Raw genomic sequence first — 13,011 nt, forward strand, 5'->3', positions numbered from 1 at the left:
GCAATCCCACCATCATGCCCTCTATCACCAGGTGCCCGCGTCGTGACCGCCAAACGACTGGCATTCTGTAATACATGGTGACCGTCGCGGATCGACCACGCCTGGACACGCCCCCCGCCGGCAGGAAAGCCCGGCTGCTGGCGTTCCTGCAGCGTCATCGGGTGTTCGCCGTCGTTCTCGCGGCGGCGTTCCTGCTCCGTGTGATCACCATGCTCGGGTACGGCCCCGCCCTGTGGTTCAACGACTCCTACGAGTACGTCTCGGGGGCGATCCACCCCGAGCGGCCCAGCGCCCTGCGCCCGAACGGCTACTCCTTCTGGCTGCTGATCCTGCGCCCCCTGCACAGCTTCGCCGTCGTCGCCTTCACCCAGCACCTGATGGGGCTGGCCGTCGGCGTGCTGATCTACGCGCTGCTGCGCGGGAAGTTCGGGCTGCCGGGCTGGGCGGCGGCGCTGGCCGCGGCGCCGGCGCTGTTCGACGCCTACCAGATCCAGCTCGAACACATGATCATGTCCGACACCATGTTCACGCTGCTGGTCGTGGGCGTGATCACGCTGGTCCTGTGGCATCGCACGGTGTCGTGGAAGCTGGGCGCGGTGATCGGGCTGCTGCTCGCGCTCACCGCGCTCACCCGGTCGATCGGGTTGCCGATCCTCGCCCTGGTCGTGGTCTACCTGCTGGTCAAGCGCGCCGGATGGAAGCCGATCGCGGCCATGGTGACCGCGTGCGCGATCCCGGTGGCCGGTTACATGGCCTGGTTCTCCTCGGCGCACGGGCCCTTCGCGATGACCAACAGCGACGGCGCGATCCTCTACATGCGCACCTCCCTGTTCGCCGACTGCAACAAGATGAAGGTCGACAAGCGCAAGGAGCTGGAGCTGGCGCTGCTGTGCATCAGCGAGCCGGTGGACCAGCGGCACTTCTCCGGGCAGAAGTACCTGTGGTGGGCCAACAACGGCCAGCGCTTCCACGCCTTCGGGGTGGGATCCACCTTCACCCCCGAGCTGAACCGGACCGCCGGCGACTTCGCCAAGCGGGCCATCCTGTCCCAGCCGGGCGACTATCTGGGGCTGGTGGCCACCGACTTCCTGCGCGCCTTCCACTGGGGCCGGCCGAGGTTCCCCGACGCCAAGACCTACCTGCAGTACGAGAACCCGGCCACCGACAAGATCCTGCCCGCCTGGTCCTCGCCCAAGGGCGGCACCACCGACCGGGACGCCCAGACCTACGACCCGAGCCTGCGGACCGTGGAGATCGACGGCAAGCCCCGGGTGATCGGCACGGCCGTGCACGACCCGTGGGCCTCCTTCATGCAGGGCTACCAGCGGGTCGTGCGGCTGCCCGGCATCGTGCTGGGCGTCCTGCTGCTGATCGGCCTGGCCGGGGTGGTCGCGCGCTGGCGCAAACTGGGCGGGCCGGTCCTGCTCCCGTGGCTGGCCGCCTTCGGCCTCCTGCTGGCCCCGGCGGCGACCGCCGAGTTCGACTACCGCTACGTGCTGCCCGCGGTGCCGCTGGCCTGCCTGGCCGCGGCGATCACGCTGCGCCGCGGGGTCGCCCTCCCGCGCCGGGCGGCCCGGGTCAGATCCACCTCGCCAGCAGCATCCGCCTCGACCACTCCTGGTACGGCATGAGCTCGGCCGACAGCACCGGGTGCAGCCACCAGAAGTTGGCCAGCGCCAGCAGCGCGAACGTGCCCACCAGCGCGGCCCCCAGCGCCCTGCGGTTGGCCGGGACACCCGCCCCGCCGATGACGAGCCCGGCCGCGAACACGATCGCCAGGATCATGAACGGGACCGCCGGCAGCATGTAGAACAGATACATCGTCCGGTCGTCGGCCACGGCGTAGTAGAGCCAGGGCACCCAGCCCGCCGCGTAGGCCAGCAGCACGGCCCCGGCCCGCCAGTCGCGGGTGGCCACGTACCACACGACCGTCGCGACGAGCGCGGCCAGCGCGCCGTACCAGATGACCGGGGTGCCGACCCCGAGCACCTCGCGGGCGCACCGGCCGGCGGCGCAGCCCGGCGCGGAGCCCTCCCAGTGGAAGGCCACCGGGCGCAGCAGCAGCGGCCACTCCCACGGCTCGGACTGGTAGGCGTGGGAGCCGTTCAGGCCCGTGTGGAAGCTGAGAACCTGGAAGTGGTAGGACAGCCAGGACCTGACCGAGTCGAAGACGAAGTAGACCGGGCCCTGCGAGGTGGCCTGCTCCCAGCCCCTCCCCCAGCCCAGCGGGGAGGCGAACCAGCCCGCCCAGGAGGCGATGTAGGTGACCGCGGGGACCAGGCCCATCGCCAGCAGCGCGGTGGGGGCGTCCTTGTCCAGCGCCCCGCGGTACGGGCTGCGCAGGCCGATCGCCCGGCGCGCCCCGGCGTCCCAGACCAGGGACATGACCGCGAAGGCGGCCAGGAAGAAGATCCCCGACCACTTGACCGCGCAGGCGGCGCCCAGGCACGCCCCCGCGGCGATCCGCCAGGGCCGCATGCCCAGCCACGGGCCCCGCTCGCTCAGCGGCGAGGAGTCGTACCAGTCCACCAGCGCGGCCCGCATGCGGTCACGGTCGGCCACCAGGCAGGCGAACCCGGCCAGGACCCAGAACATCAGGAAGATGTCCAGCAGCGCGGTGCGCGAGAGCACGAAGTGCAGCCCGTCCACCGCCAGCAGCGTCCCCGCCAGGCAGCCCAGCAGGGTGGAGCGGGTCATCCGGCGGGCCACCCGGGCCAGGATGAGGATCGACAGGGTTCCGGCCACCAGCGAGGCGAAGCGCCAGCCGAAGGGGGTCATCCCGAACAGCTGCTCGCCGGCGGCGATCATCCACTTGCCCAGCGGCGGGTGGGCGACGTACAGCGGGCAGGGGTCGGCCGTCGGCGGCGAGCAGGCCTCCCAGATGCGGGTGTCGCCGGCGATGAGCATCCGGTCGGCGACCGGGTTCTCGACGTCGCCGAAGGCCTTGCGCTCGACGCCGAAGGTGAGCAGCGCGTAGGCGTCCTTGGCGTAGTACGTCTCGTCGAACATGACCGCGTGCGGGCGGCCGAGACCGGGCAGACGCAGGATCGCGCCGAATCCGGCGACCAGCAGCGGGCCGAGCCAGCCCCACAGCGCGTTTCCCGGCATGGCGGGCAGAAGCCGCTCCCGCATCGATCCCATTCAGGAAATTATGGTGACGGATCAGGCTCGATGGACAGCGTCATAAAGATCGCGTTTGGGAATTCCCGCGGCCTTGGCCACGTCCACGATCGCCTGCTTGCGCGGCACGCCCGCCTCCGTGCGCCGCTCCACCTCGGCGACCAGGTCCTCGATGACCGGCTCCGTCTCCTGCTCCACGTGCCCGGCGACCACGACGGTGATCTCGCCCTTGACCCCCTCGGCGGCCCAGTCGGCCAGCTCCCGCAGGCCGCCGCGCCGTACCTCCTCGTAGGTCTTGGTGAGCTCCCTGCACACCACCGCGGGCCGGTCGTCGCCGAAGGCCTCGGCCATCGCCGACAGGGCCGTCGCCAGGCGGTGCGGCGCCTCGAAGAAGACCATCGTGCGCTCCTCGGCGGCCAGGGCGGCCAGCCTGCGCGCCCGCTCGCCGGGCTTGCGCGGCGGGAAGCCCTCGAAGCAGAACCGGTCGCTGGGCAGGCCGGAGACCGCCAGGGCGGTGGTGACCGCGGACGGGCCGGGCAGCGAGGTGACCCTCACCCCGGCCTCGACGGCCAGGCTGGTCAGGCGGTAGCCGGGGTCGGAGACGCCGGGCATGCCCGCGTCGGTGATGACCAGGACGGTGTAGCCGGCCAGGAGCACCTCCAGCAGCTCGGCGGCCCGGCCGGTCTCGTTGGCGTCGTAGTAGGAGACGATCCGCCCGCCGATCTCGGCGCCCAGCTCGGAGGCCAGGCGGCGCAGGCGGCGGGTGTCCTCGGCGGCCACCACGTCGGCCTTCTCCAGCGCCTCGCGCAGCCGCGGCGAGGCGTCGCCCGCCTGCCCGATCGGGGCCCCCGCCAGTATCAGCCTGCCGCCGCCGTCACCGCTGTCCTTCACGCTTCCATCCTCTCTCATCCCGGCCGCCCGCCGTTCCGCGTCCCCCCGGGGGAAGAGGTCTCCCGGCGTCCCCGTGTGTCCTCCCGATGCCCCCGTGGAAGCGGCGCCCCAATTAGGTACCTACGCGGTGTTTCCCGGGTGGCGTGCCCCGGTGGGCCCGTACGATGTCCGGGTGGCCGTGACCGATTTCCCTGACCAGGCGTTCGACCAGCCGGAGCCGCAGCCCGCCGAGCGCGGGCCCGAGGACTCCGTGCACGACCGGCTGGTGCCGCCCATGCCGGGCGGCATCCTGTGGGGCTGGATCGGCCCGTTGCTGGTCACCGCGTTCGGCGCGTTCCTGCGCTTCGTCAACCTCGGCCGCCCCGACGCGGTCATGTTCGACGAGACGTACTACGCCAAGGACGCTTTCGCGCTGCTGAAGTTCTGGGCCGAGCACAACGCCGTCAAGGACGCCGACAAGCTCCTGATGCAGGGCAACCTGAACATCTGGCAGCAGTGCGCGCCCGCCGAGATCGACAAGTGCGCCTCGTACGTCGTCCACCCGCCGCTGGGCAAGTGGATGATCGCCGCCGGCGAGCAGCTGTTCGGGATGACCCCCTTCGGCTGGCGCTTCGCGGCGGCGGTGATCGGCACCCTGTCGATCCTCATCCTGGCCCGGGTGGCCCGCCGGATGACCCGCTCCACCCTGCTGGGCTGCCTGGCCGGCCTGCTGCTGGCCCTGGACGGGCTGCACCTGGTGCTCTCGCGCACCGGCCTGCTGGACATCTTCCTGATGTTCTTCGTGCTCGCCGGGTTCGCCTGCCTGGTGGTCGACCGCGACCGGGCGCGCGCCCGCCTGGCCGACTGGTACGTCTCCTCGCCGCTGAGCGGCCAGGGCCCGTGGCTGGGCATGCGGCCCTGGCGGATCGCCGCCGGGATCATGCTCGGCGCCGCCTGCGCGGTCAAGTGGTCGGGCGTCTTCTTCCTGATCGCCTTCGCGATCATGTCGCTGATCTGGGACGCCGGGGCCCGCCGCGCCGTCGGCCTGCGCAACCCCTACGGCGGCGCCCTGAACAAGGACGCCCCCACCGCGCTGCTGGCGATGGGCCTGATCCCCGCGGTCACCTACATCGCCTCCTGGACGGGCTGGTTCGCCTCGGCCGGCGGCTGGGGCCGCAACTGGGAGCAGGCCACCTCGCAGGGGCCGTTCTTCTTCGTCTTCGACTCGGTCCGCTCCTGGCTGGCCTACCACTTCCAGGTCCTCAGCTTCCACACCGACCTGGCCACCCCGCACGCCTACCAGTCCAGGCCGTGGGAGTGGCCGCTGCTGCTGCGCCCGGTGGCCTTCCACTACGAGTCGGTCAAGCCCGGCTGCGGCGACGCCAACGGCTGCTCCGAGGCGGTCCTCGGGGTCGGCACCCCGGTCATCTGGTACGGCGCGCTGGCCGCGCTCATCGCGATGATCGCCTGGTACGTGGCCACCCGCGACTGGCGGGCCGGGGCCGTGCTGCTGGCCTACGCCGTGGGCTGGCTGCCCTGGTTCTACTGGTCGATCGCCGACAACCGGACGATGTTCCTGTTCTACGCGCTGCCGATGCTCCCGTTCATGATCCTGGCCATCGTGCTCGCGGCCGGGCTCATCATCGGCCCGGCGGGCGCCCCGCCGCGCAGGCGCATGATCGGCGCGGGGATCACCGGCGCGTTCACGCTGCTCGCGCTGGCCAACTTCTGGTGGCTGTACCCGGTGCTCACCGCGGAGGCCATCCCCTACGGCGACTGGTACGCGCGGATGCTTCTCAAGAAGGGCTGGATCTGACCGTTCGCATACGAGCCGCTTAGAGCTGATTTCGTAGGGTAGGCGACGTGCGCGATCCACTACGTCACGTTCATCGTCAGGGCAGGCCGTCATACGGCAGACTTCGGAGCATGCCTGCACCGGACGTGGCTGCGCTGCTCACCGAGATGGAGCGGTCCGAACCCGACTACGCCGAACACGCCCGGAGCGCGATCGAGTGGCTCACCGGTGGTGAGCCACTGGAGACGATCACCGAGCTCAACGTGTGCGAGTTCCTCTGGTACACCCTGCCCACCAAGGTGAGCGGCGACCGCACCGCGATCGCCAGGGCGCTGGGCCGCCTGCTGCTGCGGGGCGGCCTGGAGCGCTACGCGGCGCTCTGCGTCTCCCCGGTGACCGCGCGGATCCTGCGCACCTACGCCCGCTCCGGCGAGGACGCCGGGGTGGCCGCCTACCAGGCGGCCCTGGACGAGACCGGGGTGCTCCCGCCCGACGTGCCCGAGCTGGACTGGAGCTCCATCATGGGCCCGGAGGAGCTGGGCGCCCACGGCGCCTGCTCGGCCGCGCTGGAGCTGGCCATCGTCTCCGGTGAGCTCGACCCCGGCCGCGCCGCCGACCGCGAGCGGCTGACCCGGCACTGGCTGACCACGCCCCGCGCCGAGCTCGGCGGGGACAACTGGCTCCACCGGGTCCAGGGCGAGCGGCTGAACCGCTGGGTGCTCGGCCGCGGCACGGCCTGGCGCGAGCTGGCCCAGCCCTTCGAGGTGCGCCTGCACGCGCCCATCCCGCCCCCGCCGGGACCGCACCTGGAGATCCTGCGGCGGCTGCTGCGCCTGGGCCGCCTGCCCGGCGGGATCCGGCTGACTCCGCAGGGCGGCCTCGACCACCCCGCGCTCGCCGAGAGCCGGTGGGACGAGGCCGATCTGGAGACCGTCCTGGAGGCCGCGCAGGAGATGGGGGCGCTGCGGCGCACCGGCGACGAGCTGATGATCACCACCACCGGGCGGAGCCTGCTGGACGACCCCACCCTGCTGTGGGGGGCCGCCGCGGCCACGCTGCTGGCGCCGCCCTCCCGCGAGCACGACTTCGGGGTGTCGGCCAGGGAGGTGGCGCTGATGCTCATGGCCGACGGCCGTCCCGCCGACCGCGAGAGCGTGATCGAAGTGATCGGCTGCGAGGAGTGGCGGCACCCGGACGTGGCGGCCTCCCTGAACGAGCTGACCCGCCGCCTGGACGCGTTCGGCCTGCGCGTGGAGGGGACGCTCACCCCCGCCGGCCGCTCCGCATCCCTGGCGGCCCTGCGCGCCCACGCCCTGCGCCCGCGCCGCTACGTCAGCATGAGCTGACCTCCCGCCGGAGTACGGCACCACGCCGGCGCGGGGCCGCCCCCGCGGGCCCGGCGGGTGCCGTACGGCCCGAGGCGCGGACCGCTTCCGCGTGGGCGGGGGCCGTACCGCCCGGGGCGCGGACGGCTTCCGTGGACTCGGCGGGTGCCGTACGGCGGGGCGGGGGCGTCTCCGGCCTGCTCGGCCCGACTACTCCTCCCCGTCGGGGGCAGGGGCATGGTGTGCCCGAACCAACCGCTCCCGACGGCGTCTCCGCCTCAGGACCGTCACCGGCCGGGCCGGTTCCCGAGCCGGTCCTCACCTCGGCCGGTCCCCTCCACACGCCCGGCACCGACTCCGCCTCGCCGGCCGCGGACTCCGCGCGCCCCTCCGGCACCGAGCCCGTCCCCTCGGCCACGATCCCCCGGCATCTCTCCGGCGCCGAACCCCTGCTGACCTCCGCGGGCCCGCTGCGCGACCCCGACGAGCCCGCCGTCGACATCACCGTCGCCGACACGCCCTTCGGCAGACCCGGCCGGTCGATGCGCGGGAACCCGTTCGTCTTCGGCTTCACCGCGGCCTTGGGCGTGCTGACCGCCTGGTGGCTGGTGCAGGCCGTCGTGAGCGCGGGCTCGGTGATCATCCTCATCGTGGTCTCGCTGTTCCTGGCCGTCGGCCTGAACCCGGCCGTCGAGGCCCTCCAGCGGCGCAACCTGTCGCGGCTGCTGGCGATCACCGTGGTCTTCCTCGGCGTCATCTCGGTCTTCGTCGCCTTCGGCCTGGCGGTCGTGCCGCCGCTGACCACGCAGTCCACCGAGTTCGTGGGCAACGTCCCGCAGTACGTCCAGGAACTTCAGAACAGCCCGATCATCCGCAACCTCGACCAGCGCTTCCAGCTCCTGGAGAAACTCCAGCAGTACGTCGTCAGCGGCGACTTCGGCACCCAGATGTTCGGCGGCGTCCTGGGCCTGGGCACGGTCCTGCTCGGCGCGGTCTTCAACTCCCTGACCGTCCTGGTCCTGACGCTCTACTTCCTCGGCTCGATCAACTCGATCAAGGAGATGGGCTACCGGCTGGTGCCCCGGTCCCGCCGTACCCGCACCCGCCTGCTCGGCGACGAGATCATCCAGCGCATCGGCGGCTACGTCGCGGGAAACCTGATCGTCTCGCTGATCGCCGGAGTGACGACCTTCCTGTTCCTGAGCATCATGCAGGTGCCGTACGCCATGGCCCTGGCGATGATCGTGGCGCTGACCGACCTCATCCCCCTGGTCGGCGCCTTCATCGGCGCGGGCGTGGCCTCGATCGTCGGTTTCTTCGTCTCCCCCACGGTGGGCATCGTCTGCATCGTCTTCTTCACCCTCTACCAGCAGGTCGAGAACTACGTGATCGTCCCGAAGGTGATGAAGAGCTCGGTGGACGTCGCCCCGCTGGCCACGATCGTGGCCGCGCTCCTGGGCGGCGCGCTGCTCGGCGTGGTCGGCGCGCTGCTCGCCATCCCGATAGCCGCGGCGGTCCAGCTCATCCTGCGCGAGGTGGTCGTGCCCCGCCAGGAACGCCTATGATCCGGCGCCTCCGATTCGGCTGCGGGACCGCCGGGATGGAAGGACGGTCGATCACCGCCCGAGGGAAGCGGGGGCGGAAGGAGCCCGGCGGACGTCCGATCACCCCGTCCGTTCGATGACCACCACCGGAATGTCCCGGTCGGTCATCTCCCGGTACTCCCGGTAGACCGGCATGGTCTCGACCATGAGCCGCCACAGCCGGGGCTTGTCCTCGGAGGCGGCCGTCCGCGCGTGCGCGGCGAACGTCTCCGTTCCGACCTGCACGACGACCCGGGGATCGCAGGCCAGGTTGAGATACCAGGCGGGGTGCTCGTCCGCGCCCCTGTTGGAGGCGGTGACGACATAGCGGTCGCCGTCCCGCGCGTAGACGAGCACCGTACGGCGCAGCCTGCCCGACCTCCGGCCGCGGGTCGTCAGCAGCAGGTCTGGCACGCCGGGCCTGGCCTCGCCTCCCGTCTCGACGTAGTGGCGGATGTGCCGGGCCACCCACGGGTCCGGGCTGTCGAACACCTCCTCGGCCATCAGCCCTCCTCGACGCCGAGGTGGAGGCGGTGGTGCCGGGGGGCGTCGATCTCGTCCAGCAGAGCGATCGCGAAGTCGGCGTAGGAGATGCGGCTGTCCGCCCTCGCGGCGGCCGTCCGGTACCCGCCGGTACGGCCGCCGCCGTGGTCGAAGTCACCGGCCGGGCTGAGCACCACCCAGTCGAGGCCGCCGCCCGCCGAGCGCAGCACGTCCGTCCCGGCCGCGTGCCCCAGGTAGAAGGCGCGGTACTCCTGCGGGTATCCGGGCGTGTCCATCAAAAGCTCGCCGGTCTCGGTCTCCAGCACCGACGCCAGGCCGACCGCCACGAGGCGGCCCGCCCCGGCCCGCGCCAGTCCGCCGAGCAGCGCACGCGCGGCGCCGGTGAAGAAGGCCCCGGGCTCGGCGCCCAGGTCGGCGGCGGCGTTGATCACGGCGTCGTGCCCCTCGGCGAGCCGGGCGACGCTCCCGGCGTCGGTGACGTCACCGGCGACGACCCGCACCCCGCCCGTCACCGGCCCGCCGTACTCCGCCAGGTCACCGTGCCTCGCCGGGTCCCGGACCACCGCCGTGACCCGGTGGCCCCGCCTGACCGCCTCCGCCACGGCGGCCCGGCCCGCCCTGCCGCCCGCGCCGAAAACCACGATCCCGCTCATCCGCTCACCTCACGTCCCCGGGGCCGGGCCCGTTCGCCGGCCGGTGCCGGGACGATACGGGGACGGGTGGTTACCGGCGGGATACCGGCCGGGAGACCGGTTACGGTGGAGCCGTGAGACCACCGCTTGATCCGGACATGTTCGACCCGGTCTGCCCGTCCGACCTGTCACCGATCCGCGTCGGCGACAAGTGGGCAGGCATGATCATCCGCTGTCTCGAACAGGGCCCGCGGCGCTTCTCCGAGCTCCGGGCCCCCCTGCGCGGCATCACCGCGAAGGTGCTCACGCAGTCGCTGCGCGGGCTCGAACGCAACGGCCTGGTCGTCCGCACGGTCCACGCCGGTCCGCCGCGCCGGGTGGAGTACGGGCTGACCCCGCTCGGCCGCAGCCTCCTGGAACCGATGGCCGCGCTCTGCGCCTGGACCGAGGAACACTGGGACGAGCTCCTCGACGCGCGGGAGACGGCTATTTGACGCGGTCGAGGAAGCCGAGCACGCGCTCCGTCAGCAGCGCGGCCGCGCCCTCGTCGTAGGCGGGCAGGCTGCCGTCGGCGAACAGGTGCCCGTCGCCGGGATAGAGGAACAGCTCGGCGTCCGCGGTCGTCCGGACCAGCTCCCGGGCGGCGTCGAGGTCGCCCTCCTCGACGAAGAACTCGTCGGCGTCCATCCCGTGGACCTGGACCGGGACCCCCTCGGGCCACGCGCCGCCGAACTCGGAGACCGGGACGCACGAGTGGAACAGCAGCGCGCCCACGGCTCCGGCCCGCGTCTGGGCCAGCATCTGCGCGGGCAGGACGCCGAGCGAGAACCCGGCGTAGACGAGCTCGCCGGGCAGCCCTCCGGCGGCGGCCCGGCCGCGCTCGATGATCACATCGAACCCGGTCGCCTGAGCGTGGGCGACGCCCTCCTGAAGGTCGTCGTACACCCGCCCCTCGTACAGGTCGGGGAGGTGGACCGTGTGACCGGCCCGCCTGAGCGTCTCGGCGAACTCGCGTACGCCGGACGTCAGCCCCTGCGCGTGGTGGAACAGCAGCACCTCGGCCATGTCGCCCCTTTCACCGGCGGCACCCCGCGGCTCCGCCGGGGCGATTCTGCTCCGGGCCACCGACATTTCCGCCTCAGGGCCTCACCGGAGGTTCTCCAGGATGAGCGCGTTGGCCAGGCCGCCCGCCTCGCACATGGTCTGCCGCTCCTGCGAGCGCCCGGTCGCCTCCGACGACGTGAGGATCCGTTCCGCGATCCCGGAGTGGGACGTGACCGGCGCCAGGCCGTGACCCGGAAGCCGGGCACGATCTGGTGCGCCGTTCCATCGTCAAAGGGCGGGAGAGGCGCTGCCCGCGGAGACCGTACGGCCTGAGCGTCCTCCCAGGACGTCCGCCGCCCAGAGCGCGACGGCGATGTAGAGAACCTGCTCGGGGATGCGCTGCCACAGCGGTGTCGCAGCCTCCCCGGCCAGGGTCGCTCCGGCCAGCGCGGCGTGGACGTTGGCCGGGAGCATGAGCACGAACAGCAGCGCCAGGCAGATCCCGGCCGGTCGGCGGGTGGCCGGGATCACCAGGCCCACCGCTCCGGCCAGTTCCAGCACGCCGGTCAGATAGACCACCGAAGCCGGGAACGGGACGAACGGCGGAACCATGGCCACCAGGTCGGCGTGGTTCGGCATGAAGGTCACGCCCGACGGGACGAAGTGGGCACCGGCCGTCATCACGAGCATGACGGCCAGACCGTGCGCGGCGCTCGCCCGCCAGGTGGCGAAGCGGGCCGTGCCGAGCACCGCGCCCGACAGGCGGAAGCACAGCGTGGCCGCAATGAGAACGATCACTGTCATGGGACTCACCCTCCTTTGGATAGCAACACTATCCAAAGTTGGCTACCAGCGCTATCCAATTGATGGCCGCAGACGGAGCGGGATTCCCTGCGGCTCTCAGACCGGCCGTACGCCGATCCCGTCACGGCTCACCGTGGCCCCGCGTATCCGTTCTCCTACTCCCCCGTCCCCTCGCCGGGCCGTACCGCCGTCGGCGTGCCGTACCGCTCACGCCAGCCGGTCGCCGACAGCCGGTACAGCACGTGCCTGCGCAGCCGGTGACCGGCCGGCAGGACCGGGTGATCGAAGTCACCGGCCGGATCGTGGATCATGCCGAGACGTCGCATGACGGCGCTGGAACGCAGGTTGACCGTGGCGGTGAAGGACACCACCTCGTCCAGTCCCAGGCGGCCGAAGGCGAAGCCGAGCGCGGCGCGGGCCGCCTCGGTGGCGTAGCCCTGGCCCCAGGAGCGGCGGCTCAGCCGCCAGGCGATCTCTGTGGCGGGCATGAACGGGGCCTCGAACGTCGGCCGGTGCAGGCCGGTGAAGCCGATGAACTCGCCGGTCGCGATGACCTCCAGCGCCCAGCGGCCCCATCCCTGCCGGCTGATGGCCTCGTTGCTCGCGGTGGCGAACGCGTCGCTCTCCTCACGGCCGAGCACTGCCGGGAAGTGCTCCATGACCTGCGGATCGGCGTTGAGGGCGGCGAACGGCCCCAGATCCGAGGAGAGCCAGGGACGCAGCAGAAGCCGCGGGGTGCGCAGCGTGCCCGCGGCGGGATTCGTCTCAGTCGTCACCGTCGTGAATCCTACGGTCTCAGCGCAAAGCCCCGTCCGGGCTCTCACTCCCCGGCGGGCACGTAGGAGGTCTGGCTGAACTCCCCCTTCGTGAAGGCGAGGATCTTGGCCGGCTCGACGGCGAAGACGAGCACGGAGCCTCCCCCGTCGTGGGTGAACCCGGTGTCGGTCACCCGGTATCGCCATTGACCGTCCCACTTGGCCGCCCACGCGGCGGCGAGCCGTTCGAGGGTGTCCCGGCCGGTGACGCGCCGCGCCTCGCCCTCGACCATCACATCCAGTCCCCGGTCCCACTCGTTGCAGCCGGTGGTCAGGACCACGTGGGGGTTGCCGGTGAGGTTCACGGCCTTCCGCTCGTCCGGGCCGGTGCTGAAATGGAGCGCCTCGTCGAGCCACACGGCCACGAGAGGCGTGACATGGGGCCGTCCGCCGGGGCGGACGGTCGTGATCCAGAACAGCTGCGCCTCCTCCAGCGCCCGGCGGGTGACCGCCCATGGCGTGGCCCGGGCTCCGGGGTCGCTGAACCGCTCGTCGAGGCGGGCTACGAGAGTGTCCATC

At 72.1% G+C, this 13,011-nt stretch carries 14 protein-coding genes; 6 read left to right on the forward strand and 8 right to left on the reverse strand.

Annotation, left to right across the window (positions count from 1 at the left end):
* Positions 1–74: 74 nt before the first annotated feature.
* Complete coding sequence (locus tag Pta02_RS05600) at positions 75–1,631, forward strand: hypothetical protein (RefSeq protein WP_203873561.1); 1,557 nt, start codon at positions 75–77, stop codon at positions 1,629–1,631.
* Here Pta02_RS05600 and Pta02_RS05605 read toward each other — a convergent pair.
* Complete coding sequence (locus Pta02_RS05605; protein ID WP_203873562.1) at positions 1,579–3,141, reverse strand: dolichyl-phosphate-mannose--protein mannosyltransferase; 1,563 nt, start codon at positions 3,139–3,141, stop codon at positions 1,579–1,581. The genes Pta02_RS05600 and Pta02_RS05605 overlap by 53 nt on opposite strands.
* A gap of 21 nt (positions 3,142–3,162) precedes the next feature.
* Positions 3,163–4,011 carry a 16S rRNA (cytidine(1402)-2'-O)-methyltransferase gene (gene rsmI, locus Pta02_RS05610; RefSeq protein ID WP_239129645.1) on the reverse strand — a complete coding sequence of 283 codons (849 nt, stop codon included), beginning with the start codon at positions 4,009–4,011 and terminating at the stop codon, positions 3,163–3,165.
* Between the two features lie 274 nt (positions 4,012–4,285).
* Between rsmI and Pta02_RS05615 the strand changes: the two genes are divergently transcribed.
* From Pta02_RS05615 to Pta02_RS05625, 3 genes are all read left to right on the forward strand, one after another.
* Positions 4,286–5,806, forward strand: a complete 1,521-nt coding sequence (locus Pta02_RS05615) for a dolichyl-phosphate-mannose--protein mannosyltransferase (protein WP_203873623.1) — start codon at positions 4,286–4,288, stop codon at positions 5,804–5,806.
* Between the two features lie 110 nt (positions 5,807–5,916).
* On the forward strand, positions 5,917–7,131 hold the full coding sequence (locus Pta02_RS05620; protein WP_203873564.1) for a hypothetical protein: 1,215 nt from the start codon (positions 5,917–5,919) through the stop codon (positions 7,129–7,131).
* 221 nt (positions 7,132–7,352) lie between these two features.
* The gene (locus Pta02_RS05625) at positions 7,353–8,675 is read left to right on the forward strand and encodes an AI-2E family transporter (protein ID WP_203873565.1); all 1,323 of its coding nucleotides are present in this window, start codon (positions 7,353–7,355) and stop codon (positions 8,673–8,675) included.
* A gap of 99 nt (positions 8,676–8,774) precedes the next feature.
* Here Pta02_RS05625 and Pta02_RS05630 read toward each other — a convergent pair whose 3' ends face one another.
* Both Pta02_RS05630 and Pta02_RS05635 read right to left on the reverse strand, forming a co-directional pair.
* Positions 8,775–9,197 (reverse strand): nitroreductase/quinone reductase family protein, encoded by a 423-nt coding sequence (locus Pta02_RS05630; RefSeq protein ID WP_203873566.1) that lies wholly within the window; start codon positions 9,195–9,197, stop codon positions 8,775–8,777.
* A complete protein-coding gene (locus Pta02_RS05635; protein WP_203873567.1) occupies positions 9,197–9,850 on the reverse strand; it encodes an NAD(P)-dependent oxidoreductase in 654 nt (217 codons plus the stop codon). Before Pta02_RS05635 ends, Pta02_RS05630 begins: the two co-directional genes overlap by 1 nt.
* Positions 9,851–9,963: 113 nt before the next feature.
* On the opposite strand from Pta02_RS05635, the gene Pta02_RS05640 reads away from it, so the two are divergent.
* The gene (locus Pta02_RS05640; RefSeq protein ID WP_239129646.1) at positions 9,964–10,323 is read left to right on the forward strand and encodes a winged helix-turn-helix transcriptional regulator; all 360 of its coding nucleotides are present in this window, start codon (positions 9,964–9,966) and stop codon (positions 10,321–10,323) included.
* Here the strand turns inward: Pta02_RS05640 and Pta02_RS05645 are convergent.
* Positions 10,316–10,894: a dienelactone hydrolase family protein gene (locus Pta02_RS05645; RefSeq protein ID WP_203873568.1), complete on the reverse strand. Its 579-nt coding sequence runs from the start codon at positions 10,892–10,894 to the stop codon at positions 10,316–10,318. The genes Pta02_RS05640 and Pta02_RS05645 overlap by 8 nt on opposite strands.
* Positions 10,895–10,994: 100 nt before the next feature.
* Between Pta02_RS05645 and Pta02_RS41835 the strand changes: the two genes are divergently transcribed.
* Positions 10,995–11,123, forward strand: a complete 129-nt coding sequence (locus tag Pta02_RS41835) for a hypothetical protein (RefSeq protein ID WP_275423557.1) — start codon at positions 10,995–10,997, stop codon at positions 11,121–11,123.
* A 38-nt stretch (positions 11,124–11,161) separates the two neighbouring features.
* On the opposite strand, the gene Pta02_RS42445 is transcribed toward Pta02_RS41835, so the two are convergent.
* The 3 genes from Pta02_RS42445 to Pta02_RS05660 all read right to left on the reverse strand — a co-directional run bounded on the left by Pta02_RS42445 (position 11,162) and on the right by Pta02_RS05660 (position 13,010).
* On the reverse strand, positions 11,162–11,677 hold the full coding sequence (locus Pta02_RS42445) for a DoxX family protein (protein WP_239129655.1): 516 nt from the start codon (positions 11,675–11,677) through the stop codon (positions 11,162–11,164).
* Between the two features lie 155 nt (positions 11,678–11,832).
* A complete protein-coding gene (locus tag Pta02_RS05655; RefSeq protein WP_307837449.1) occupies positions 11,833–12,453 on the reverse strand; it encodes a GNAT family N-acetyltransferase in 621 nt (206 codons plus the stop codon).
* 44 nt (positions 12,454–12,497) lie between these two features.
* Positions 12,498–13,010, reverse strand: a complete 513-nt coding sequence (locus Pta02_RS05660; RefSeq protein WP_239129656.1) for a pyridoxamine 5'-phosphate oxidase family protein — start codon at positions 13,008–13,010, stop codon at positions 12,498–12,500.
* Between the last annotated feature and the right edge of the window lies 1 nt (position 13,011).

Origin of the sequence: Paraplanobispora takensis, from assembly GCF_016863195.1 — a bacterium.
Lineage (GTDB): Bacteria > Actinomycetota > Actinomycetes > Streptosporangiales > Streptosporangiaceae > Planobispora > Planobispora takensis.